Raw genomic sequence first — 23,252 nt, 5'->3', positions numbered from 1 at the left:
TCCTAGATGAGCGTGTCGGCGTGGATGTACATGCGGAAGGGGCGCTGCCAGCACGCACGGGCGAGGTGGGCGGAGTTGCGCCCCCACGTGATGCCCTCGAGCGGGCCCATGGCCGTCAGCCGCGCGCTGTCGGCCCGGGCGTGCGTGAGTTCTTCGAGCTCCTCCCGGCTCGCCACCAGATGCCCCCACGACAGCTGGTTCCAGCTCGCCGGCGGCTCGCTGAAGTGCCGGTCCCGCTCCACGTCAAGGCCCAGGCGGGGAGCGCCCGGCTGCTCCTCGATGGCCACCAGGTAGCCCGGGTCGCCGGCCGGCCGGTCGCCGCGCACCACGCGGGGTTCGAGATCGAAGCCGAAGAAGACCGTGTCCGGGCTCAGCGCGCCGAGGAAGACGGGCTCGACCGGCGCCGCGTCCGCGCGCGGGACGGGGCCGTGGTCGCCGAGCTCGGCCGCCTGGAGGAAGTAGTGGGCGCTGGGGTAACGCCGGACGAGGTCGCCGCGGACGACGATCACTGTCGCCACGGCGGCCTCGCCCGCGGTGTCCCCGGCCATGTTCTCCTGGACCGACAGCTCGCGCTCCCAGCCCGCCAGCTCCCCGATGTCGATGCGCGACGGGTCGTCGGTGTAGTTCCAGAAGCGGTGGAAGAACGTCGCCGCCGGCGCGACCGGATAGCCCCGCCACAGCAGCTCACGTTCCAGCTCGTGGTTGGCGCCGACGAGGAAGGCCCCGATGAAGCGGGGGTTGGCGGCCACGAGCCGTACCCGGTTACGGGCGATCGTCTCCGCGCCCGGCAGCATCCAGGCCGGCCCGAGCCTGGTCAGATCGTCCGAGAGCGGATCCTCGAACACCGGGCTCAGCGCGAGGCCGGTGGGGACGGGTCCGTCGCCGAGCCGGCCGTCGAGCGCGGGGATGCGGACGACGAGGGCGGCGCGCACCGCGCCCATCGGATCCAGCACCCGCCGCACGGTCGCGGCCATTCCGCTCACGTCGGGGGTGCTCGGCGGGTTCACCACCACGGGTGGCCTGGTCCGGGCGGGCGGGCGGCTCCTGGGGGGCAGGCGGCCGGGCGGCAGCCGCAGGAGGGAGGTGACCTCGTCCCGCAGCGTCTGGCTGGGTTCTCCGGCCAGCTCGGGGTCGCTGACATCGGTCAGCGCCGGATCGGTGCCCTGCGCGCCGTCCAGGCCGGCGTGGTCGGCGAAGTGGATCGCCGCGACGTCGCCGGGACGCGGCCGGGCGCTGGTGGCCGCGAGCGTGATCGCCGCATGGTCGGCCGCGAGCCGGCCACTGCCGGTGGCGCCCGGGGCGCTCCAGCGGCGCGCCAGCGGGGTGCCCGGCCTGGTCTGGCGCAGGTAGGCCGCGGAGAAGAGGCCGCCCGGCACGGCGCTCGCGGCGAGGGTCGCCCGGACGGTCGTCGATCCGGTGGGCAGGAAGGCGTGCATCGGGGCGGAGAGCTGGAGCAGATCGGGGTCGTCCAGGCGGGCGGCCCGGCGCAGCCAGCTCTCCGCCACCTCGGCACCGAGCCGGGCCTGGTTGAGCGCGGTCGCCGTGGCCCGCAGCTGGCCGGCCTGATCCCAGGCCGCCGCGACCAGCGCCTCCTGGCCGGCCCGCACGACCGCCACCCCCAGCCCCGCCGCGGCGCGCGCGACCGGCCCGTCGTTGACCTCCCGCAGCCATCCGGCGGCCGGCACCTCCATGGCGCCGGTCGGCCCGGAGCCGTAGAACGGCGGCGCGACCACCGGATCCGGGTCGTCGGGATCGTCGGTGGGGCGCGCGGCGGCGGCGTTCAGGAGCACGGTGATCTCTCTCGCGAAGGTCGCGCGGTAGGTCGCGTCCCAGGGGCGCGACCCGGCGCCGGGGGTCTCGAGCGCCCCTGGCATGTCGACCAGCACGTCGCCCGCCGCGGGCGAGATCAGGCCGGGGTCGCCGACCTCCATCGGGTGCCGTCCGACCTCGGCGGCGTCGCCGTCGCGCTTCAGGCGGCGGCACAGTGCCTCGAAGTCGCCCGCGGGCCCGGTGCTGAAGCGCCACGAGTAGTAGACCGGGAGGTCGATCTCCCCCTCGCCGCCCCGCACCCAGGCCGGCTCGAGGACCGTGCCGCGCGCCACCGCCCGGCCGAGGCCGCGCAGCCGTCCGGCGGCGAAGGCCGGCACCACGCACGCCAGCCAGCCGCAGCCGGGCGCCAGCCGGCGCGGGCAGACCAGCCGGGCCACGACCTCGCCCGTACGGTCGCGCAGAGCGGCCTCGATCTCGTCCGGCGGCACGAGCGACTGGACATGCGCCCAGGCCCATGACTCGGCCAGGTCCGGCAGCTCGGCGATCGGGGTGCGCAACACCGGCAGCCCGGCGCCGGGCGGTGTGGAGAGCGACACCGCTTCCTGCTCGCGGACGACCACGAGCACCAGCCACGGGCGGAGCCTGCCCGCGGAGGCACGGGCCGGCGTCAGCATCCACGGCAGGTCCGGGGTGGCGAGCTCGACGAACGGGAAGTAGTTCGGCTCCACACCGGTGCTGTCGGGGCGTGGCTCGGCCCGCAGGATCTGGGACGCGGCAACGGCGGTGACGGACTCGGGCCCCAGCAGCCGGACGGTCATGTCCGCGGTGCGCCCCTCCACGCCGACCGACGCCGTGAGGCCGGGGCCACCGGCCAGCGATCCCGCGGTGTCGTCGAGCGCGCCGATCGCCTGGACGAGGCCGCGCCGCAGGAACGGCAGGAAGGTCAGCGCCTCGCTCATGCCACGGCCTCGGCGGCGTGGGTCGGGGCCAGGCACAACCCGCTGCCGGGATCGGCGCCGCGGGCGGCGCGCAGCGCCAGTTGCGCGGCCCGGTAGGTCTGCGCGGAACCGGCCGTCGCGCCGGCGGCCGGGTCGAAGATCTGCCAGGTGGGCGCCCCCACGGCGAAGGTCGCCGAGGTCACCGTGGGCGCCGCCCGCGGCCGCGCCGGATCGAGCCCGAGCGCGGCGGTCGCGACCGCGAGCGGTGCGCCGGCGGGCGGATCGGCGACCTTCTGCGTCCCGGCGTCGTCGAGGATGCGCACCTCGTAGTCGGGCACGACGGTCGTCGCCTCGGTGGCGTCGAAGCCCAGGCCCCCGGCGCCGAAGCGCACGCCCGTGGTCATCTCCTCGTACGAGGGCGCCGCCAGCTTCTCCGCGCGGGTCAGGTCGTCGTACTGCGCGGGCGCGAACCAGTCGGAGAGCGCCAGCCAGTCGCCCTCCTCGGTGACGCCCTCGATCCCGGCACCGGTCACCGTCAGCGTCGTGGGCCCCTCGATGTCGAACGACCCGTAGTGGTCGAGACCGCGGTCGAGCGGCGCCACCGTCTGCCGGGCCTCGAGCTCGGCGTCGGGCCGTACCCACAGCTGCGCGGGATCCTCGGCCTGGTCGGCCGCGAACACCAGCAGGGTGGTGTCGGCCCACGCAGGCTGGGCGGCGTGCCAGGCGGCGGGCGCGTCCAGCGCGGCGACGACGAGGCCGCACACGTCCTCGCGGGCGGGCGTCTCGGGCTGGGCGGGCCCGCCGAACTCGAAGTCGAACCGGACGTCGATGCCGAGGAACTCGAAGCGCGCGTGGCCGCCGGCGTACCACGGGTCCGGTCCGTCCAGCCGGGCGGCGAGGTCGACCGCCAGCAGCTCCTTGTCGCCGGCCGTGACGCTGACGCCGAGCTGGAAGGCGGCCGAGAACGAGAACGGCGAGAAGACCAGCAGCACGTCGAAGCCGACGCTGCCCCGCGCCGTGTAGGTGGTCAGGAGGTACTCGGCGCTCGCCTCGAGCGCCGCCAGCGCCCCGAACTGCAGCGTGTTGGCCGTGACCGCCACGTAGGCCTCGAGGGTGAAGGACACCTCGTCGCTGATGGCGATCTCGGCCCGCATCCGGTCGAGCGCGAGCACGGCGGCGGGGAGGCCGCAGGGCGGATCGAAGGCCGGGTGGTGGCCGCCGACGGCGAGCAGGAAGTACGGGCCGGCGCCGAGGCTGAGGTAGAACGCCATGTCTCCCGAGAGGTGGATCGTGCTCAGCAGCGCCGAGTCGTACAGGCTCGCCTCCACCATCGCCGTCCGGCCGGGTAGGTCGATGACACCGAGCGAGTCCATGTGCAGCTCGAGCAGGACCTCCTCCTCGGAGGGGAGCAGCATCACGACGCCGCCCATCACCGCGATCTCCAGGTCGGGCAGGACCAGCGCGACGCCGAGCAGGCCCGTGACGATCGGCACGGGCGCGCCCCAGGTGATCTTGGCCGCGACGCCGAACACCGAGCCGCCCTCGGCGGGCGGGAACCACGCGTCGAGCTGCGAGATGATCAACGGCGCGTCGGCGAGCGGGTCGTCGGGAAACAGGATCGCGTCGATGGCGCCGCTCTTGAGACCCGAGGCCAGCGCGTCCGCGTCCAGGGTGCGGTTCAGGCACACCAGCCCGCCGACGCCGGAGAGGAAGAACCCGAAGCCCAGCGGCAGCGAGGGGAAGGTGGCGAAGATGCTCCCGAACAGCGCCCAGCCGGCGGGGTCGCCGGGGAGCCGCGTGTCGATCACGACGATCGCGCCGAGCCCGACGGTCACGAGCTCCAGCGCCAGCGCGCCGGAGTAGCGGCGCAGAACGGGGTCGTACGCGACGAACCCGCCGCCATGGCCGGCGTCCCCGAGGTCGAGCTCGAAGCCCACCCCGGTCGGCGGCTTGAAGGCGATGTCCAGGCCGAGACCGGGGACGCGGGCGTCGTCGGCGCCCGGAACGGCCTTGAGGCTCAGGCCGACGTCCTCCACCCGCACCGAGAACGGGCCGAGTGCGAGCCCGAGCGAGGCCCCGACGGGGACCGTCACCGCGCCGTCCGCCGTGGTGACACCGATGCCGAGCGAGTAGACGGTCAGTGGTCCGATGGTCTTGTCCAGGGGCACGGTGACGTACAGGCCGCCTCCGCTCAGGCTCACCCCGGTGCGCGAGGACCAGCGGAGGGTGAGATCGGCGTCCACCGGCAGCGGTGAGCCGAGGAGCGCGCCCAGGAACGAGTCGGCGTCCCCCGGCTGGACGGTGAGGGTGAGGCCGCCGCGCCCGGGTCCCGGCAGCGAACCGACCTCGACGACGACCTCCGGCTCGTCGGTCACCTCGAAGGCCAGTACGAGCCGGAGCCCGTTGGCGTCGAGCCGGGTCGCTCCGGCCGTGCCGATCAGGTGCCAGGGCTCGGCGGGGGTGCCCTCGACCGCGATCTCGTAGCGCTGGTCGACGCCCTCGGCGACGAGTGCGGCCGATCCCGGTGACAGCCGCATCCCGACGGTGCCGGTGGCGTCCGCCGTGCCGGTCACGGTGACCGTCCATCCCGGCCGGAGCGGGGCGCTCGCGGTGACGGTGCCCCAGGTGAGGTTGCCGACGAAGAGGCTGTCGACGGCGCCGCCGGGGGTCCGCGGCACCGGGGCGAGCACCACGCCCAGCTCGGCGAAGCCCGTCTCGGTGACGCCCTTGAGCACCGGCAGTGCGAGCTCCCGGGCGCCGGCCGGTGTGCCGCCGTAGTGGTCGTCGACCAGCTTGGGACGCACCGCGAGACGCTCGTAGCCCACCCCCAGGGCCGCGCCGATCCGGGCCAGGGCGTCCAGCGCGGCGGCGTGCGCGAACGGCTCGCCGTCGTCCCAGTGGTACAGGCCGGCGACGTGACCGGCCGGGTCGGCGACGAGGGAGCCCAGCCGGTCCCAGACCAGCCTCCGCCGCAGGCTGGGGATCCGGCCGGGCTCGGGGACCGGAGACCCGGCCAGGTCCTCCTCGATCACGCCGGCCGCGAGCAGCAGGGCGAACAGCACACCGTGGTGACGTTCCAGGTAGCGGACGAACAGGTACTCCGGCAGGTCGAGGGCCAGCGCCGCCCAGAACCGCGGGTCGGCCAGCGCGTCCGGCAGGCCGGCGAGCTCCAGGTCGCGCAGCCCGTCGACCAGGTCACGGGTGTCGGCCAGCACGTCCAGGAGCCGCAGGAGCACGGTGCCGTCCTGGTCGTCGCCGAGCTCGCCGAGCAGCCTGCGGCCGGAGGCGAGCAGCGCCGATGCCGCCTCGCCCACCTCGCCGAGCGAGCCCTGGGTGAGCACGGCGTCCTCGATCGTCTTGTCCCAGCCGACGCCACGCGCCAGCAGGCCGAACGCGACGCCGTCGTGCAGGGCGCGCTCCAGCGGCTCGAACGCGTCGAGCAGGCCGGCGAGGATCGGCTGCAGCGGCGAGGTCATGGCAGGTCCTCGTAGTCGAGCAGCAGGCTGTGCCGGCGCCGGCTCAGCCCTTCGGTGGCGGTGCCGGCAGGGGCCGGGTCGGGCTGCGCCGGCGCCGGTCCCACCCGCAGAGTGAACTCGGTGGTGGCGGTGTGTGCGCCGTTGTCGGCGGTGACCGAGATCCGCGTCGCGCCCACCGCGCGGGCGACCGGGGTCGCGGTCAGCCGCCACCCGCCGCCATCGGGGGTGATCCGCAGGTCGGCGCCGCGCACCACGTTCTGGTCGCTGGACGCCGCGGTGGGGGTACGGGGAGCGCCGACGACGTCCTTGGCGTCGACGGTGAAGGGGATCACCGCCGCGGTGTCGACGCCGGTCCGGGTGTTCACCAGGCCGGCCGGGGAGGGTGCGCCCGAGACCAGGCCGGGGTCGAGCGTCCACCCGTTGAGACGTCGCGCCACGTCCCAGGTCGTGGTGGTCGTCCCGCCGCCCCTGGCGGGCACCGTCCAGGCGGTCGTCGTGGTCCAGTGGTAGGCGTGGTCGAGGGATTGGCGCAGCCAGTTCGCCGGATCGGTGGGGCGCCGTTGGTACAACGCCTCGGTCAGCGCGGCCTCCTCGGTGTCGTCCCACCCCACCGGGTCTCCCCAGCCGGCCGCTCCGGCGTCAGCGAAGGCGAGGGTGAGCCGGGAATCGGCGTCGATGGGCAGCAGCTGCCCGGGAGCGTTCACGTGCCAGCGCAGCAGCAGGGCCGCGGCCCGCTCGGAGGTGAAGAGGTCGCCGACCGTGGCCCTCCTCGGTGCGCCGACCTGCGGGTCCATCGTCAGCATCTCCGGCACCCACGGCGTGGCCAGCAGGTCACGCAGCCGGAACCGGGCGTAGTCCCACATCCGGCGCCGGTAGACCGCGTTGGTCCGGGACGCCATCGCGAACCGGTAGCACCAGTGCCACTGCCGGAACCACTCGGCGCGCGTGGCCTGTGCGCCTTCCAGCACCAGCGGCGGGTCGTTCTCCCGGTCGAGGGTGACCCGCGCGACGTATTTCCGCCCGGTCGGGTCCCAGCAGGTGCCGGCGTCCTCGCGTGAGGTGCCGCCCGGCCACTCCCGGTCGATGCCGCAGCCGTACCGGCCGAACACGTCCACGGCGGCCTGGGTCTCCGGGCCGCCCAGCCCGTACAGGTAGGCGAAGTAGGCCGGCAGCTCCGCGAGCTCGTCCAGCCGCTGGTTCCTGACCAGGGCGATCGTCCAGTGGCACGGTCCGAGCGACATCACGCCCCGGTCGTAGGCGTTGAACGAGTCGAAGAAGCCGAGACACTCCACCTCGGCGACCGCTCGCACGGGCCGGAAGGTGGAACGTTGCGCGGCCGTGAGGCGCGCGAACGGCGCACCGAGCAGTGATTCGGGCAGGATCTCGCGCTCGTTCCACACGTGCGTGGGTGGTTTAGCCCACGGTCCGGTCCCGAAACTCGAGCTGGTCCAGGCTCCGAGCACGAACGCGTTCAGGTCGCGGCCGGCTCGGACGCTGTCCGGCTCCAGCGGGTACTGCCCGCTGAGATCCCGTACGTACATCCGCGGGCCCGCGTCGGCCACCTGCTCGCCCCGCCACAGGTTGTCGCTGTCCGGGGCATCGAAGGGGAGGGTGTAGGCACCGGTGGCGTCCTTGCGGCGGGCCTCGATGACGACCGGGCAGCGCAGCCTGCGGTCCAGCCAGGTCCTGATCAGCGCACGGGTCTCGGCGTTGACGACACCGGAGATGCTCCCCGTGTACGGCCACTCGTTGGGCACCTGGGCCAGGTGGTCCGCGTAGAACACCGGCTGGCCCTGCAGGACGTCGGCGGCGACGTTCGGCAGGGTCGCGGCGATCTGGAACTCACGCACCGCGAGCTCCACCTCGATCGGGAACCTCTGCGCCGTGCCCTCGTTCGCGGCGTACGAGAAGGCCGGGCCGAATCCCAGCGCGGCCAGGTCGGCTCGCAGTTGCGCGACGTAGCCCCGTCCGCCCTCCGGAGGGAGGGGGTCGCCGGCCTGGGCGCTGCGGGCCAGGCCGCCGTACACCGGCACGGCCCCGCCGCCGGCCGCCCCGGCGTCGGCATCGTCGACCTGCAGGTCGTAGCCGCCGTACAGGTCCTCGCCGGGTGCGATCAGGCTCAGCACGTCGAGGACACCGCGCTCCTGCCAGCGCATCAGCAGGCGGGTCAAGGAGAGGTTCCCGACGTCGGTGAAGGCGTTCGCCGCGAGGGCCAGGTCGGGTGGAACCGCCTCGAGTGCCCTGGCCGCGATCTCGTCGGCGCAGTCGGAGAGCGCCTGCGCCGCCCCGTCGTCGGTGGCGAACCGCTCGCTCGCCGACGGCGGCCGCACCCCGCCGAGCACCACCGGCCGGCCGTCGTCCGGCACCGGCAGCTCCTCGGCGAGGAAGGCCGCCAGGCTCTCCTCGTCGGCCAGTGCCAGAGCGCGTACGTACTCCCCGAACCGGGCGACGGCGGGCGGCAGCCGAAGCTCGCCTGCCATGGTCCACGTGGCCGGGTCATGGATCGACAGCAGGCCGGCCACGGCCACTGTGGCACCACTCTCCGCGGCCGCTGCGGCGGCGGAGGCGTAGAGCTCGGCCAGCAGCGCTCGGACGACGGCGACGAACCGGTCCGCCCTCGACGCGAGCTCCTCCGCCCAGCCGGCCGCGCCGGCCGTCCACGAGAACACCAGCCATCCCGTGCCGTCGTCCCAGAACAGCAGGTCGATGCCCTGCCCGTCGAGCGGGGTCTGCAGTGTCGACAGGTCCAGGGTGACCCCGTCGGCGGAGGGGCGCTGCGCGGGGTGACGCGGCTCCACCCACAGGGCGAACACGGCGTCGGCCCGTGCCGGGTCGGGGTCGATCCAGTCGAGGGAGGTACCCCGCTGGACCTGCATCGTGTCCAGGTCCACGGACACGAGATCGGCGACCGGCGTCTGCACGGCACCCGCGGGCAGCCCCGTGACCACGCTGCGCACCTGGTAGCCGGCGAGGTTCAGCACCAGGACGGCCGGGTCCACGGTGAGCAGTGCCGCCCGGACGGCGTCGGCGTCCCGGAGCTGCCCGCCCCACCGATCGAGAGCGGGAACGCCCGTGGCCAGAGCCGGGCCGGCCAGCTCGGGGTCGAGGCCGTACCAGACCAGCGAGGGGACGAGGAAGCGCGACATCATGCCGCCCGTGCCCGGGGACGGCGGCGACCGGAGAGTCCATGGTCCGGCTGCGCATCACCCTGGCACGGTGCATATCGCAGCCTTCGACTCACTTTCGCCATTTTGCCGGGCAGAGACACGCGCGCCCGGAACTCGGCTGTCCACAACCGGACGGCTCCGGCACGGCCTACTCCACGCGTGCCGGAGAGCGCCGCAGGGGCGTGATCGCGCCGGCACGTCGGGCGCACGGACGGCGAAGGCCCGGGCCAGAGGCCGCTACGTGGTGACGCATTCGATCCAGTAGCGGCCGGTGTGGTCGCGGTGCGCCCCATGGATGTCGGTGGCCAGGTAGGGGAAGGCGCGGTCGAAGTCCTCCAGGGCACGCAGGTAGCCCATGAGCGGCCCGTCGTCGGGGCCGGTGGACTCACCGGGCATCAGCATCGGGATGCCGGGCGGGGTGACGACGACGGTCCCGGCGGCGGTCCGGCCCGCCAGTTCGCTCAGCGGCACCCGCTCGGTGTTCGAACGGATCAGGGCCTGGTAGCAGTCCGCCGGGGTCAGCACGGGTTCGGGCAGGTCGGTGAAGACCTGGTCGAGCAGAACACCGAGTGCGGAGTCGCGAAGCCTGCCGTGCACCTGCGTACAGAGCGCGCGCAGCGTCACCCCGGCGGGGCCGAACCCCGGCAGGACCTCCGCCAGGGGCAGGTCGCCGTCGTAGGCGTTCTTGAAGTCGATGAGCGCGTCGATCAGGGTGCCCCATTTCCCCTTGGTGATGCCGATCGAGAACAGCACCAGCAGGGTGTGATCGCCGGTCTTCTCCACCACGATCCCCCGTCGCTCCAGGTAGGCGGCCACGATCCGGGCGGGTATCCCCCACTCCGCGGTCCCGCTGCCGGCGCCGGCGCCCGGACAGGTGATCGTCACCTTGATCGGGTCCAGCATGCAGTGGTCGTCGTCCAGGCCGTCGAACCCGTGCCAGGCGGCGCCGGGCTCCAGCGTCCAGCAGCGGGGCTCGGTGGCCAGCAGGTCCAGGCCGGCGTCCTCGAACGGCACCGTGGCACCGGTGCGCGGATCGGTCACGTGCGGGGGCTGCCAGACGCCGAAGAACCAGTCCGGGCGGGTGCCCTCCGCCCGGATGGAGCCGGCCAGCCGCACCAGCGCCTGCCGGAAGCGGACCGCCTCGACGATCGCCTCTCCGGTCAGGAACGGCCCGGACGGCCCGTCCATCATCGCCGCGGCCACGTCCAGTGAGGCGATCATCGGGTAGAGCGGGGAGGTGCTGGCGTGCATCAGGAACGTCTCGTTGAGCCGGTCGTGGTCCACCGGCGCCCGCGGCGACTGGCGTACGTGCAGCATCGAGGACTGCGACAGCGCCGCGAGCAGCTTGTGCGTGGACTGCGTGGCGAACACCGTCGGGCGTGCCGGGCCGGGCAGGGCCCGTTCGTCGACGGCCATGCCGTACCGGCGCGCGTACAGCGGGTTGAACCGGCCGTAGGCGAACCACGCCTCGTCGAAGTGCACTCTCGGGACCGAGGCGCCCAGCAGCTCCGCGACCCGCACCGCGTCGTAGCACAGGCCGTCGTAGGTCGAGTTGGTGATCACGGCGTACGTGGGCTCGGGCGAGGCCGCGCCGGTGGTGAACCGATGGCCCGCCAGCCGGTCGCGTACGGCTCGGCCCGACAGCGACCCGGCCGGGATCGGCCCGGCCAGCCCGAGCCCGTTGCGTTCGGGCACGAGGTAGACCGGGCGAGCGCCGCTGATGACGAGGGCGTGCTGGATGGACTTGTGGCAGTTGCGATCGACCAGCGCCAGCTCGTCGCGGGCGACCGCGTGGTGGCCGACGATGCGGTTGGCGGTCGAGTTGCCGTTGACCACGAAGAAGGTCCGCTCGGCCCCGAAGATGCGGGCGGCGTTGCCTTCGGCGTCGCCGATCGGGCCGGTGTGCTCCAGTGGCGAGCCCAGCTCGGGAACCGAGATGGACAGGTCGGTGCGGAGCAGCCGCTCGCCGTAGTAGTCGAAGAAGGCGCGGCCCACCGGCGACTTCAGGAACGCCACGCCACCGGCGTGGGCGGGGGTGTGCCATGAGTACCGGTGGCTGTCCTCCAGACGCCGCAGTGCCGCGAAGAACGGCGGGAGGATCCGCTCGGCGTACTGCGCGGCCGCGTGCGCGATGCGCCCGGCGATGAAGTCGGGGGTGTCCTCCAGCGGGAAGACGTAGCCCTGGATCACCTCGTACACCCACAGCGGAACGTCGCGTGGCTCATGCTCGGCGGTCAGCAGGAAGACCGGCAGGCGGTGGAACCGTTTGGTCACCGCGCCCATGATCTCCTCGGCGCCGGGAGCGCCCCAATCGGCCAGCACCGCCGTCAGCATCGCGTCGGAGCGGATCACCGCCAGCGCGTCAGCGCTCCGGTGCGTCCAGCGGACCTGCAGCCCATGCGCATCCATCGCGGTGCACAGGCGGCGCAGCTGTTCGGCGATCGCCGAATCCGCGTCGGGCCGCTCGTTCACGGCCAGGAGGGTCATTCGTTCCATGGCAGGACCTCCGCGTCGCCGGGGGGAAGCCGACCGGTGCCGCCGCCCACCGGCCCGCGGGCACTTTGTGTAGTCAAGACAATGCGAACGGTAACAGCAACCGACGGAGGACGTACAGGTCCGGCCAGGAGACCAGGACGAGTTGATGGGAGGCCCAGTGTGGGTGGGGCAGGGCGGTACCCCCAGGGCGGTCGATCACCAGGGCCGGTTCTCTCACCGCGACCTGACGCGGTGAGAGAACCCCTGGGTCATCTCACGGTGACGTCAGTCGGCGCAGACCGCGGTGCTCTTACTCGCCCACGTGTAGCTGTAGTCGTAGTCGACCGGGTCCGGGTACCCCAGGGCGTTCATGCCCTTGAGATCGTCGAAGGAATAGAAGTCGAAGCGGATACGGCCATGGCCGCCCAGGACGGCGCCACCGGCCCCGAAGAGCCGGGTGCCCGCCGGGCAGAAGACCGGGACGCCGTTGTCGCCCCACGTGTCGTACGCCGTGGTCTCGTTGATGACCTTCCAGCCCTTCGGGGCCTTGGCGCAGACGGCATAGGCGGTCACCTGGTAGGAGCCGAGGGAGCGCAGGTGGACATTCGTCCCCGTGGCGTATCCGGCGGTGCCGTGATGGCTCTCGGCCAGGCCGTCCAGCTGGGCTCCGTCGTATCCGCTGATCCGGCCGCCGAAGCCGAGCACCCGCGTCCCGGCGGCGCAGGCCGCGGTCGCGGTTCCGGCGGACGTGACGGAGCTCTTGGTGGCGGTGGCGATCCCGACCCCCGACAGCCCCTTGGCGCAGATCGCGTCCGCGCCGACCGACCACTTGCCCGAGAATCCCTTCACCCGGGCCGTGACGGTGTACCCGTCGCCGCTCTTGGAGTGGTACGGCTGCGCCCGGGTGATGTAGGCGTGGCCCCATGCGTCCCAGGTCAGCGCGGAACCACTGATCACGCGATAGCCCGGCCGGCACTTGGCCGTGATGGTCTTGACGGGCCCGGCGGTCTCGACGTGCGTGTAGTTGCGGACACGTACCAGGGTCGGTTTGCCCGCGGCATCGGCGGGGGCGACCAGGCCGGCCAGCGCCACCCCCGTCACCAGTACAACCGTCGCAGCCGACATGAAGCTCTTCATCGCTCTCCTCAGCCGCAGTTGATCTCGTACGCCTCTCTGATGCGGCAAAGGCTCCGATAGTTGGCGAAAGACTCGGTGGAGAAATGGGCGCGGGGTTCAGGTGTGCCGGGCGGGCAGCCAGACGCGCATGGTGACGGGGCCCCGGTTGCCCCAGCGGTGGTACGGCACGAGCCGCACGGTCAGGCTCTCGCCCGGCCGGTCCTGCCGCTCGCCATAGGGCCAGCCGGTCGGCGGAGGCGGTACGGCGGTCGCCGGGACCTCCAGTTCGACCAGGCCGTCGGTGTCGTGTTCGGCGGGAAGGGCGGCGGTGTCCACCTCGACGAGCTGCTCCTCGGCGGTCTCCGCGCAGTAGACGATCGGCCCGCGCTCGATGGCGGCGCATCCGCGCACGGCGTCGATGCGGGGATCGGGAAACACCCACCGGGGCTCCAGCGGAAGCCCGACCCGGATCCGGTCGCCCGGCTCCCAGGCCTTCTCCACGTGCAGGAGCGCGGGGTCGCGCCGTACCGCCGCCCCGGGGGCGATGACGTCCACCTCCGAGGCCCACGGTGGAAGCCGGACGGAGATCGTACGGGCCGCGGACGGCGCGTGGAGGATCTGGACGCAGACCTCGCCCGACCAGGGATAGCCGGTCTCCACCCGGAGCGCGAGGCCGTCGTGGCGGATCTCGGCGGGGGTGAGGTGATGGATCTGGACGCCCGCCGAGGAGGCGGTGGCGAGGTAGGCGGGAAGGGAGGCGAAGGTGCGGGCGAGGTTGTTGGGGCAGCAGGAGACGGAGAACCAGGGGGCGCGGAGCGCGGATTCCGCTCGCAGGCTGACGCCGTCGGAGAGCCGGCCGGGGACCCGGACCTGGAGGGGGTTGGCGTAGAAGAACGAGCGCCCGTCCAGGGCGGGCGAGGTGGCGATGACGTTGTAGAGGGTGCGTTCGGCGAGGTCGGCATAGCGAGGATCGCCGGTGGCGAGCAGCAGCCGGTGGGACAGCATGAGTGATCCGATGGCCGCGCACGTCTCGGAATAGGCCCGGTCCGGGGGCAGTTCGTGGTCGTCGCCGATCGCCTCCCCCGCGTGCCGGGACCCCATGCCCCCGGTCAGGTAGACGCGCCCCGCGACGGTCCGCTCCCACTGCGCCCGCACCGCCGACAGCAACGCCTCGTCCCCGGTCTCGACGGCCACGTCCACCGCGCCGCAGGCCAGGTACATGGCCCGTACGGCATGGCCCCGGAACACCCGCGCGTCCCGTACGGGCATGTCGTCCTGGAAGTAGGCGCGCCCGAACTCGATGTCGGCGAGCGCGGGCGTTCCGCGCCGCTCGACGAAGCGCCTGGCCATCTCCAGGTAACGCTCGGTCCCGGTGATCCGGTAGAGCTCGACCAGGGCCATCTCCACCTCCGGGTGACCGCAGACCTCGCCGGAGTCCATGAAGCGACGGCAGATGTGGTCGGCCGCTCGGCGGGCGGTGTCGGTCAGCGGCCCCTCCCCCGACCTGCGCCAGCGGGCCACGCCCGCCTGGATGAGATGGCCGAAGCAGTAGAGCTCGTGCCCCCACTCGAAGTCGGTGTAACGGGCGCCCTTCCAGCGGGTGTTGAGGTAGCCGTCGGCCTCCTGCGCCTGGGTGACGATCGACTCGAGGTCCGCGAACCGCGGGTCGTCCGCCCAGGCCATGGCCTCCAGCAGCTTGTACACCTCCGAATCGGCGAACTCCCTGCCGCGGCTGGGCTCACCGCGGAAGTTGCCGATCCAGCCGAGCTTGTCCATCCAGTCGAGGCAGTGACCGATGATCACCTCCTGGTTGAGGGCCCGCCGGTCGCCCCAGAAGCCGGGCGCCAGCTGTACGGCGTCCAGGCCGAGCGGGATCAGCGCTCCTGAGGAAGGGACGACGGGGTCAGCCACGCAGCGCTCCTGACATGAATCCGCGCACGTAGAAGCGCTGGAGGGCGAGGAAGAGGATCAGGCAGGGCACGGCCATGAACACCACGCCGGCCTGCATGGTCGGGTAGTCGACGGCGCCGAAGCTGTGCACCCGCATGTTCACGACCGCGACGGGGAGCGGGAGTTTGTCGCCGGAGCTGATCAGGATCAGGGGGGCGACGTAGTCGTTCCAGGAGGCGAGGAAGGCGAACAAGCCGACCGTGACCAGCCCGGGGGCCACCAGCGGCAGCAGCACCCTGACCAGCGCGCGGAAGCGCCCGCAGCCGTCGATCAGCGCGGCCTCGTCCAGGGTGCGGGGCACCGCCTCGAAGGCGTTGCGCATCATGAACACCGCGAAGGGCAGCTGGAACATGATCATCACCAGGGCGAGGCCGACCAGCGAGTCCTGCAGTCCCAGCTTGCCGAGCAGCACGTACAGCGGAATCAGGATGGTCGGATAGGGCACCATCAAAATGGCCAGGATCAGCACGAACAGCAGCCCGCGCCCGGGGAAGGCGAACCGCGAGAAGGCGTAGCCGGCGAGGGTCGCGACGACGAGCGTTCCCGCGACGGTGAGCACCACGAGCACCACCGTGTTGGCCAGATAGGTGCCCACGCCCTCGCCGTAGGAGGCCAGCTTCCGGTAGTTGTCGAAGGTGAAGGAGTCGCCGAGACGGACCGACGACCACCCGCTCCAGGCGATCGGGTAGACGAAGATCACGGCCAGGACCGCCATGGCGAGCCGTCTCATGGGGTCCTCTTCCTGATGAAGACGAGCTGGAGGGCGTTGAGGGCGACCAGGGCGACCAGGACGAGGACGGACATCGCGGCGGCCGAGCCCAGGTCGAACCGGACGAAGGCCTCGCGGACGATGACCATGACCACCGAGGTCGTGCTGTTGCCGGGCCCGCCCCTGGTGAGGATGTAGAACTGCTCGAACCCCAGCAGCGAACCGGTGATCATCAGGCAGAGCACCAGGGCGATGGTCGGCCGCATGAGCGGGAGCGTGATCCGCCGGAACGCCTGCACCGGCGACGCGCCGTCCATGCGCGCCGCCTCGTACACCTCGGTCGGGATCGCCTGCAGCCCGGTGAGCAGGATCAGCATGTTGAACCCCGCCCACCGCCAGATGACGAGCGTCACCGTGGAGCCGAACGCGACGTTGGGGTCGCCCGCGGTCCACGACACGGGCTCGTCGATCAGGCCGATCGTCTGGAGCATCCCGTTCAGCGGGCCGATCTGGTCGCTGAGCAGGCCGAAGAACAGCAGCGTCGCGGTGGCCCAGCCGACGGCGGCCGGGAGGAAGAACGCGCCCCGGAAGAAGCCCACCCCCCGGCCGCTGTTCTGGATCAGCAGGGCGAGCCCGAAGGAGATCGCGAACAGCAGGACGGTGACGATCGCGGTGTACTTGAGGGTGAACACCACCGCGTCCACCACCAGGGAGTTGTCGGCGATCTTCTGGTAGTTCTCCGGTGCGTTGAACGTCGGGGAGGCCAGCAGCGGCCAGTCGTTCAGCGACATCCAGACGACGAGCCCGAGCGGCAGCAGGAAGAACAGGCCCACCACGGCGGCGGCCGGAGCCGCGTAGGCGAGCCCGGTCAGACCGGCGGAGTGCCTTCGATGACGGGTGCGGGCGACGGCCCTGCGCGCGACCGCGCGGGCTCCGAGCAGATCTGTCATGTTCTCTCCAGCCGGAGCCCGGCCCACTGTCGGCGGGACGGATCCCGGACCCGTTCGTCTACTGCCGGCTGAGCGATGCGGAGATGGCGCCGGCGCCGTCCCTGAGCGCCTTGGCCGGATCGGACCCGAACAACGCGTCCCGCAGCGTCTTCACCCACGGGCTCTGCGAGTCGTTGTAGGACTCGTTGAACTTCAGCGCGTACGGCGTCTTGCCGACGGCCATGATCTCGTTCATCGCCTGGACCCTCGGGTCCGTCGCGGCGATGTCCGTGCGGGCCACCGTGGACTTGCCCTTGGCCTGCAGGTCCGCCTGGACCTTGTCCGAGAGGGTGTAGGCCAGGAAGTCCCAGGCCGCGTCGGCCTTCTTGCTGGTGGCGCTGACACCGATGACGTCGCCGCCGACGAAGGTCGTCTTGCCTCCGTTCACGCCGGGGATCGGCGCCACGCCCACGTCGATGCCCTTGTCCTCCAGCAGCCCGAGCCAGGTCGACGGCCCGGGGGCGATGCCGATGTTTCCGGCCTGCAGCGCGCCGAGCCAGGTCGTGCCGTTCTCATCTTTGGAGCCGGGCGCGGCCACGCCGTCGGCGTAGAGCTTGCGGTAGGTGTCGAACACCGCCGCCATCTGCGGGGCGTCGACGGTGCTCTTGGTCCCGTCGGCGCTCATGACCTCACCGCCGTCGGCCCAGACCGACGGCCACAGCGTGAACACGTTGCAGCCACCGCAGTTGCCGCCGAAGTAGGTGCCGTAGGTCTTGCCGCCGAGCTTCCTGCGGATCGTGGTGGCCTGGTCGGCGAACTCCCTGAGCGTCACCGGGACCTTGTCCGGGTCGAGCCCGGCCTTCTTGTACAGGCCCTTGTTGATGAACATCACGGAGATGTCGACGGTGTGCGGGACCGCGTAGAGCTTGCCGTCCTTGGTCGCCTCCTTGATGTGCGCCGGAGCCACCTTGTCCTTGAACGGCAGCGCGGCGAACCTGCCGGTCACGTCCCGCCACAGCCCCTGGGAGATGTAGTTGGGCGCGAACACCACGTCCGAGGCGAACAGGTCGGGCAGGTTCCTGCCCCCCGCCGCTGTGGCGATCTTCGCGGGGTACTCCTCGTTGGGGAACGCGGTGACCTGCACCTTGTTGGCGTGGGTGGCGTTGTAGGACTGCGCCAGAGCCTTGGTCTGGGACTCCGTCGCGGCCCTGGTCCACACGGTGATGGTGGAGGGGGTCTGTGCCGTCTGCTTCGCCGGCTCCCCGGAACCGCTGCACGAGGCGGCCAGCAGCGCCGCCACCGCCAGAGCCAGAGTCCCCGTGACCCGGCGTCGGGGTGATCGAATTTCCATGACTTCTCCTCTGCATCCCCGAGACGCACTGAAACTGACCTAAAAGGTTTTCGTAACGTAGATGCGGGCCTGGGGGCTGTCAAGGGTCGCGAGTGACCTGCATCACTTGCCGACCGGGCCCTGCCGCGGCTATGTTCAGGAAAAATAGAGCGACGTACGACCACGTAGCGGTTACGTTGAACAGAAAAGGTTTTCTGAAACGATGAGTTCTCAGCGGCGCCGGACCACCACGATCACCGATGTGGCCGAGCTCGCGGGAGTGTCGATCGCGACCGCGTCCAAGGCGCTCAACGGCCGGACCCAGGTCCGGCCCGAGACCATGCAGCGCGTCCTCCAGGCGGCCAAGGAGCTCTCCTACCAGCCGAACGCGCTCGCCCAGAGCCTGATCTCCGGCCAGACCCGCACCGTCGGGCTGCTCACCAGCGACAGCGTCGGCCGGTTCGGCATCCCGGTGCTCCTCGGCGCGGAGGACGCCTTCGGCGCGGGAGAGATGGCGGTGCTGCTCTGCGACGCCCGCGGCGACGCCATCCGCGAGCAGCACTACGTGCGCACCCTGCTGGCCCGCCGGGTCGACGGGATCATCGTGGTCGGCGAGAGCACCAACCCGCGCCCCTCCATCAGCCGCGAGCTGCCGGTGCCCGTCGTCTACGCCTACGCCCCCTCCGACGACCCCGACGACGTGTCGTTCGTGCCCGACGACGTGGCCGGGGCCCGTACCGCCGTCCAGCACCTGCTGACCATCGGCAGGCGGCGCATCGCCCACATCACCGGGCCCACCCACTACCAGGCCGCCCAGGACCGTGCCGCCGGCACCCTCGCGGCCCTGGAGGAGGCCGGTCACGCCCTCTCCGGCGGCCAGGTCCTCTTCGGCGCCTGGTCGCAGCGCTGGGGACGGCAGGCGGCGGAGATCGCGCTCACCGCCGACCCCGAACTCGACGCCGTGGTCTGCGGGAGCGACCAGATCGCCGCCGGGTTCGTCGAGGCGGCCCGCGAGCGGGGCCACCAGGTGCCCGCCGACATCGCCGTCGTCGGATACGACAACTGGGAGGTCCTGTCCACCGAGACCAGGCCCCCGCTGACCACCATCGACATGAACCTGGAGCTCCTGGGCCGCACCGCCGCCCAGCACCTGTTCGCCGCCATCGACGGCCGGGCCACCCGGGGCGTGCACCGCATGCCCTGCCGCCTGACGATCCGCGACTCGACGATGGCCTGATGGTCACGGGTACGGAGAGCCCGACTCGGGAGACCGGCGGCCGGAGCGAGTCCGCGCCCTATCCGCCGCCTGTGATCATTTGCCCGCGGTCACGGCCTTGAGCTCGTCGAGCGAATCCCGGATGAGCTGCGGCAGGTCTCGCTGGTCGGGTGCGTCGATCCAGAGCTCGAACGCGATCTTGAAGACGGCGATCCCCGCCTCGGCGGTCAGACTCGCGGCCGGTTCTGTGACGCCGCGCCCGCGCAACGTGTCGGCGAGCGCCGCGGACAACGAAGCCAGCTTGATCAGCTCGCGTTCTCGCAGCTCCGTGTTGGCGGCGATGACGGCCTGGCGCTGCCGGGCGTAGTCGCGGCGCTCCTGGAGCAGGGCACCGGCGGCCTCGAGGGCCGCGGCCACCGCGTCGATCGGCGCCGCGGAATCAGGCGTGCCGGCGAGGGTGCTCACGAGGAGGTCCTGCAGTGAGCCCGCGCCCGGGAAAAGAACCTCGCGTTTGTCGGCGAAGTGCCGGAAGAACGTCCGCTCCGTCAACCCCGCCCGCGCGGCGATCTCCGCCACGGTGGTCTGCTCGAACCCGCGCTCGCCGTAGAGGGCGAGGGCCGCCTGCTCGAGCCGTCCTCGCGCGTCCGGTTCCCATCGGCCCATGCCCCGATCATAGTCTGATGACAGCTCCTGACATCGCATGCTAGGTTGATGACAGTAACTGACATCGGCCTGTTCCCGGCGCGAGACCCGTGGCGAGGACGGCCGGCCGACCTGGAGGTCTCTCATGCGTGTTTTCGTCACCGGCGCGTCCGGCTGGATCGGCTCGGCCGTCGTTCCCGAGCTCATCGGCGCGGGCCACCAGGTCACCGGGCTCGCCCGGTCGGATGCCTCGGCCGCCGCGCTCACCGCGGCCGGGGCACAGGTGCGTCGCGGCACTCTCGACGACCTCGGCGGCCTGCGGAGTGCGGCTGCCGCCTCGGACGGCGTGATCCACCTCGCGTTCAAGCACGACATCGCCTTCTCGGGGGGCTTCCAGGACGCCGCCGATGCCGATCGCCGCGCCATCGAGACGTTCGGCGAGGCGCTCGCGGGTTCCGGCCGGCCGTTCGTCATCGCCTCCGGGACGCTCGGGCTCGCACCGGGCCGGGTGGGGACCGAGCGGGACGGGCTTGCTCCCGGCTCGGCGGCGCACCTGAGCGGCGGTGCGCAGACCCGGATGGCCAATGCGCAGACGACGCTCGCCCTCGCCTCCCGCGGCGTCCGCTCGTCCGTCGTGCGGCTCCCCCCGACGGTGCACGGCGACGGAGACAACGGCTTCATGGCGGCCCTGGTCGGCATCGCCCGCGACAAGGGCGTCTCCGGCTACGTCGGCGACGGGTCCAGCCGCTGGCCCGCCGCGCACCGGTTCGACGCCGCGCCCCTGTTCCGCCTGGCGCTGGAGCAGGCCCCGGCGGGATCGGTGCTGCACGCGATCGCCGACGAGGGCGTGCCGATCCGCGCCATCGCCGAAGTGATCGGACGGCATCTCGGCCTCCCGGTGGCCGCCGTCCCTCCCGAGGACGCGGGCGAGCACTTCGGCTGGCTGGCCGGCTACCTCGGCATGGACAGCCCGGCCTCGAGCGCGCTGACCCGCGAGCTACTGGGATGGCACCCGACCCACCCCGGGCTCATCGACGACCTCGACAAGGGCCACTACTTCCACGACCCCTCCGCGTGACGGGCCGCGTGACCGGCCGCGCCGCAGGGATCGCCGTCCACCCCTCGAACCGTGGCGAAGAGGCGGTCAGCCGGTTCGGGTGAGGGCGTCGATCGCGATGACGTCTTCGGTCGTGAGGTCGAAGCCCTCCAGGTCGAAGTTGGCGGCGATCCGCTCACGGCGTGCGGACCTGGGAAGGATCACGATGTCGTGTTCCAGGTGCCAGCGGAGCACGACCTGGGCGGGGGTGACTCCGTGCCTTTCGGCGAGCTCGGTGAGGACGGGATCGTGCAGGTCGGTGTTCTTGAGGCCGCTGTAGCCCTCGACGACCACCCCCCGGTCACGGTGCTCCTTCAGCAGGGCCGGGTCGTGCTGCGCCGGGCTCCACGGAATCTGGTTGACCGCCGGCCGCTGTCCGGTGGCCTCGGTCAGCAGATCGATCTGAGCCGGGCTGTAATTGCTGACCCCGACGTTGCGCACCAGTCCCGCCTCCTTGGCGGACAGGAGTTCCTGCCACGTCGAGACGAGCTCGTTCCGGCCGGTCGGCCAGTGGATCAGCCAGAGATCCACGTAGCCGGTGCCGAGCAGCCTAAGACTCGACTCCAGGGTGCGACGAGCATGCCGCGCGTCCTGCGGGCGAAGCTTGGTGGTGACGAAGACCTGCTCCCGGTCCAGGCCGCTGTCCTTCACGGCTCTGCCGACGTCCGACTCGTTCTGGTACAGCGTCGCGGTGTCGACATGCCGATAACCGATCTCAAGCGCCGCACGCACCGATTCGTACGCCGTCTCGGGCCCCAGTTGCCAGGTCCCAAAACCGATCAACGGCAGCGGGGTACCACCGGGCAGGTTCACAGTCTTAGACATGCGTAACATTCTGCCCCCAAAACGGACCGTGCCTTGAAGGAGAGGCACGCCGACGCGCCGGGTGAGGCCAGCCATCCCACGGCCGCGGCCGCCGGGAACGTCACAGGGGCTTGCCCGCAAGAGGCCGCGTGCTCCGGTCGGGGTCACCGGCCGGGACTCTCATGACGAAGCGGGCGCCTTGTTTCGACTCTTCGATGGTCAGCGTTCCGCCGTGCTGTGCGGCGATCTCTCTGGCGATGGGCAGGCCGAGCCCGGTGCCGCCGGTGTCCTTGTTGCGTGCGGTGTCCAGCCGGGTGAAGCGGTCGAACACCGCCTCCCTCTGGTCGGGCGGGATTCCGGGACCATCGTCTGCGACTTCGAGTGCCGCCTGATCACCTTCACGGTGGGCCGAGATCGTCACCGTGGAGGCGGCGTGCCGCTCGGCGTTGTCCAGGAGGTTGGTCAGCAGGCGGCTCAGCTGGAGCCGGTTCCCGTTGATCTTCAGCCCTGGACCGAGATCGGTGACGATCCGCCGCCTGACGGCGCGGCATCGGAGCTCGTCAGTGACCAGCTCCCCCAGATCCACCTGCTCCTTGGCGGCGGTGCGGCAGGAGTCCAGGCGGGCCAGGGTGAGCAGGTCGATGACGATCGCCTCGAGCCGGTCGAGGCTGGTCTCCTGGGCTTTCATCAGTGCGAGGCAGTCGGTCTCGCCGGGGTGCAGTTGCGCCTCCTCGAGCTGGAGACGCATGGCGGTGATCGGACTGCGCAGGTCGTGTGAGGCGTCGGAGGCGAAGCGCCGCTGCTTCTCGACCGCCGCCTCCAGCCGGTCCAGCGTCTGGTTGACGGTCTCTGCCAGTCCCCGCATCTCATAGTGCTGTTCCGGTACGGGCACCCGGCGGCCCAGATCGGTCGCCGTGATCTCGGCGAGTTCGTGCACGACGCCGTCGACGGGCTTGAGGGCCTTGCCGACGGTGCGGTACGCGCCGATCGCCGCGGCCGCGGCCAGCAAGGCCGACCCGCCCAGGAACGTGCTCAGCAGCGAAGGGCTGACATACCAGGGCACCACGGGCTGGGCACCATAGACGATCTCCGGCCGCATCACGAAGCTCATGGCCACAACGATCATGCAGTCGTGCGGGAACGCGGGCGAGGAACAGGTGACGCGGACCGCCCGCATGCTCTGCCCGGCAGGGCCGAAGGAGGCCATCCGCGGCTTCCCGACCAGCTGCTCGCTCGCCGCCACCACCCGGCCTTTGCCGTCGATCACCTCGATGGCCGTTCCCGGCTCGCGGATCACGGGGGGAAGCTTGTCGCGCGCGAGGAGATGGGCCACCCGCATCTCCGTCAGCAGGATCTGGTCGGCCCGGCTGTTCGTGGTGTGGCGGTGCACCCCCAGCAGGATCAGCCAGCAGAAGCCCAGGCTCAACAGGCCGATCGCGACTCCGGACAACAGTGCCATCCGGGCCCGTAGCGACCAGTCGCGCCTCAGCCTCACCGTGCCTCTCCGTCCGCGCGGCGAACGCCCCCACGATCGACCATACCCGCTTCCACCAGGTGGAATGCGGCCGGTCGTGCTTGATCACGAGGTATGCCTCGGCCCGGACGCCGCGGCCGGCCGGCGGGGCGTCACCGGA

14 protein-coding genes are annotated in these 23,252 nt (G+C 72.0%); 2 read left to right on the top strand and 12 right to left on the bottom strand.

Features of this window, described 5'->3' with window-relative positions; all coding sequences use genetic code 11:
- Positions 1–2 precede the first annotated feature (2 nt).
- The 9 genes from ACRYCC_RS22385 to ACRYCC_RS22345 form a co-directional block, all read right to left on the bottom strand.
- Complete coding sequence (locus ACRYCC_RS22385; RefSeq protein WP_433814948.1) at positions 3–2,729, bottom strand: hypothetical protein; 2,727 nt, start codon at positions 2,727–2,729, stop codon at positions 3–5.
- Complete coding sequence (locus ACRYCC_RS22380; protein WP_433814947.1) at positions 2,726–6,184, bottom strand: DUF6603 domain-containing protein; 3,459 nt, start codon at positions 6,182–6,184, stop codon at positions 2,726–2,728. The genes ACRYCC_RS22385 and ACRYCC_RS22380 overlap by 4 nt, the downstream gene beginning before the upstream one ends.
- On the bottom strand, positions 6,181–9,333 hold the full coding sequence (locus ACRYCC_RS22375; RefSeq protein ID WP_433814945.1) for a hypothetical protein: 3,153 nt from the start codon (positions 9,331–9,333) through the stop codon (positions 6,181–6,183). The genes ACRYCC_RS22380 and ACRYCC_RS22375 overlap by 4 nt, the downstream gene beginning before the upstream one ends.
- 255 nt (positions 9,334–9,588) lie before the next feature.
- Positions 9,589–11,847 (bottom strand): Orn/Lys/Arg family decarboxylase, encoded by a 2,259-nt coding sequence (locus tag ACRYCC_RS22370; RefSeq protein ID WP_433814943.1) that lies wholly within the window; start codon positions 11,845–11,847, stop codon positions 9,589–9,591.
- Between the two features lie 264 nt (positions 11,848–12,111).
- Positions 12,112–12,963, bottom strand: coding sequence for a hypothetical protein (locus tag ACRYCC_RS22365; RefSeq protein WP_433814941.1), 852 nt, complete (start codon positions 12,961–12,963; stop codon positions 12,112–12,114).
- A 96-nt stretch (positions 12,964–13,059) separates the two neighbouring features.
- Positions 13,060–14,853 (bottom strand): glycoside hydrolase family 127 protein, encoded by a 1,794-nt coding sequence (locus tag ACRYCC_RS22360; RefSeq protein ID WP_433814940.1) that lies wholly within the window; start codon positions 14,851–14,853, stop codon positions 13,060–13,062.
- Positions 14,846–15,622: a carbohydrate ABC transporter permease gene (locus tag ACRYCC_RS22355; protein WP_433814938.1), complete on the bottom strand. Its 777-nt coding sequence runs from the start codon at positions 15,620–15,622 to the stop codon at positions 14,846–14,848. The genes ACRYCC_RS22360 and ACRYCC_RS22355 overlap by 8 nt, the downstream gene beginning before the upstream one ends.
- Positions 15,619–16,551, bottom strand: a complete 933-nt coding sequence (locus ACRYCC_RS22350; RefSeq protein WP_433814936.1) for a carbohydrate ABC transporter permease — start codon at positions 16,549–16,551, stop codon at positions 15,619–15,621. The genes ACRYCC_RS22355 and ACRYCC_RS22350 overlap by 4 nt, the downstream gene beginning before the upstream one ends.
- A gap of 58 nt (positions 16,552–16,609) precedes the next feature.
- On the bottom strand, positions 16,610–17,881 hold the full coding sequence (locus ACRYCC_RS22345; protein WP_433814935.1) for an ABC transporter substrate-binding protein: 1,272 nt from the start codon (positions 17,879–17,881) through the stop codon (positions 16,610–16,612).
- 202 nt (positions 17,882–18,083) lie between these two features.
- On the opposite strand from ACRYCC_RS22345, the gene ACRYCC_RS22340 reads away from it, so the two are divergent.
- Positions 18,084–19,097: a LacI family DNA-binding transcriptional regulator gene (locus ACRYCC_RS22340; protein WP_433814933.1), complete on the top strand. Its 1,014-nt coding sequence runs from the start codon at positions 18,084–18,086 to the stop codon at positions 19,095–19,097.
- 75 nt (positions 19,098–19,172) lie between these two features.
- Here ACRYCC_RS22340 and ACRYCC_RS22335 read toward each other — a convergent pair whose 3' ends face one another.
- Entirely contained in the window at positions 19,173–19,739 is a 567-nt protein-coding gene (locus ACRYCC_RS22335; RefSeq protein WP_433814931.1) for a TetR family transcriptional regulator, read from the bottom strand.
- A gap of 124 nt (positions 19,740–19,863) precedes the next feature.
- Between ACRYCC_RS22335 and ACRYCC_RS22330 the strand changes: the two genes are divergently transcribed.
- Positions 19,864–20,796 (top strand): SDR family oxidoreductase, encoded by a 933-nt coding sequence (locus tag ACRYCC_RS22330; protein ID WP_433814929.1) that lies wholly within the window; start codon positions 19,864–19,866, stop codon positions 20,794–20,796.
- Positions 20,797–20,862: 66 nt separating this feature from the next.
- On the opposite strand, the gene ACRYCC_RS22325 is transcribed toward ACRYCC_RS22330, so the two are convergent.
- Both ACRYCC_RS22325 and ACRYCC_RS22320 read right to left on the bottom strand, forming a co-directional pair.
- Positions 20,863–21,639 (bottom strand): aldo/keto reductase, encoded by a 777-nt coding sequence (locus ACRYCC_RS22325; protein ID WP_433814928.1) that lies wholly within the window; start codon positions 21,637–21,639, stop codon positions 20,863–20,865.
- Positions 21,640–21,739: 100 nt separating this feature from the next.
- Positions 21,740–23,113 (bottom strand): sensor histidine kinase, encoded by a 1,374-nt coding sequence (locus tag ACRYCC_RS22320; protein WP_433814926.1) that lies wholly within the window; start codon positions 23,111–23,113, stop codon positions 21,740–21,742.
- Between the last annotated feature and the right edge of the window lie 139 nt (positions 23,114–23,252).

Source organism: Actinomadura scrupuli, from assembly GCF_050971785.1.
Classification (GTDB): Bacteria; Actinomycetota; Actinomycetes; order Streptosporangiales; family Streptosporangiaceae; genus Actinomadura_E; species Actinomadura_E scrupuli.
The sequence above is the reverse complement of the archived record's forward strand: the minus strand, read 5'-3'. Positions and strand labels throughout refer to the sequence as shown.

What these genes read in the sequence shown, in the direction of transcription:
- ACRYCC_RS22370 (WP_433814943.1), bottom strand. Translation starts at nt 11,847, where the DNA reads ATGGAACGAATGACCCTCCTGGCCGTGAACGAGCGGCCCGACGCGGAT.
- ACRYCC_RS22335 (WP_433814931.1), bottom strand. Translation starts at nt 19,739, where the DNA reads ATGGGCCGATGGGAACCGGACGCGCGAGGACGGCTCGAGCAGGCGGCC.
- ACRYCC_RS22350 (WP_433814936.1), bottom strand. Translation starts at nt 16,551, where the DNA reads ATGACAGATCTGCTCGGAGCCCGCGCGGTCGCGCGCAGGGCCGTCGCC.
- ACRYCC_RS22340 (WP_433814933.1), top strand. Translation starts at nt 18,084, where the DNA reads ATGAGTTCTCAGCGGCGCCGGACCACCACGATCACCGATGTGGCCGAG.
- ACRYCC_RS22330 (WP_433814929.1), top strand. Translation starts at nt 19,864, where the DNA reads ATGCGTGTTTTCGTCACCGGCGCGTCCGGCTGGATCGGCTCGGCCGTC.
- ACRYCC_RS22380 (WP_433814947.1), bottom strand. Translation starts at nt 6,184, where the DNA reads ATGACCTCGCCGCTGCAGCCGATCCTCGCCGGCCTGCTCGACGCGTTC.
- ACRYCC_RS22325 (WP_433814928.1), bottom strand. Translation starts at nt 21,639, where the DNA reads ATGTCTAAGACTGTGAACCTGCCCGGTGGTACCCCGCTGCCGTTGATC.
- ACRYCC_RS22345 (WP_433814935.1), bottom strand. Translation starts at nt 17,881, where the DNA reads ATGGAAATTCGATCACCCCGACGCCGGGTCACGGGGACTCTGGCTCTG.
- ACRYCC_RS22355 (WP_433814938.1), bottom strand. Translation starts at nt 15,622, where the DNA reads ATGAGACGGCTCGCCATGGCGGTCCTGGCCGTGATCTTCGTCTACCCG.
- ACRYCC_RS22375 (WP_433814945.1), bottom strand. Translation starts at nt 9,333, where the DNA reads ATGATGTCGCGCTTCCTCGTCCCCTCGCTGGTCTGGTACGGCCTCGAC.
- ACRYCC_RS22365 (WP_433814941.1), bottom strand. Translation starts at nt 12,963, where the DNA reads ATGAAGAGCTTCATGTCGGCTGCGACGGTTGTACTGGTGACGGGGGTG.
- ACRYCC_RS22385 (WP_433814948.1), bottom strand. Translation starts at nt 2,729, where the DNA reads ATGAGCGAGGCGCTGACCTTCCTGCCGTTCCTGCGGCGCGGCCTCGTC.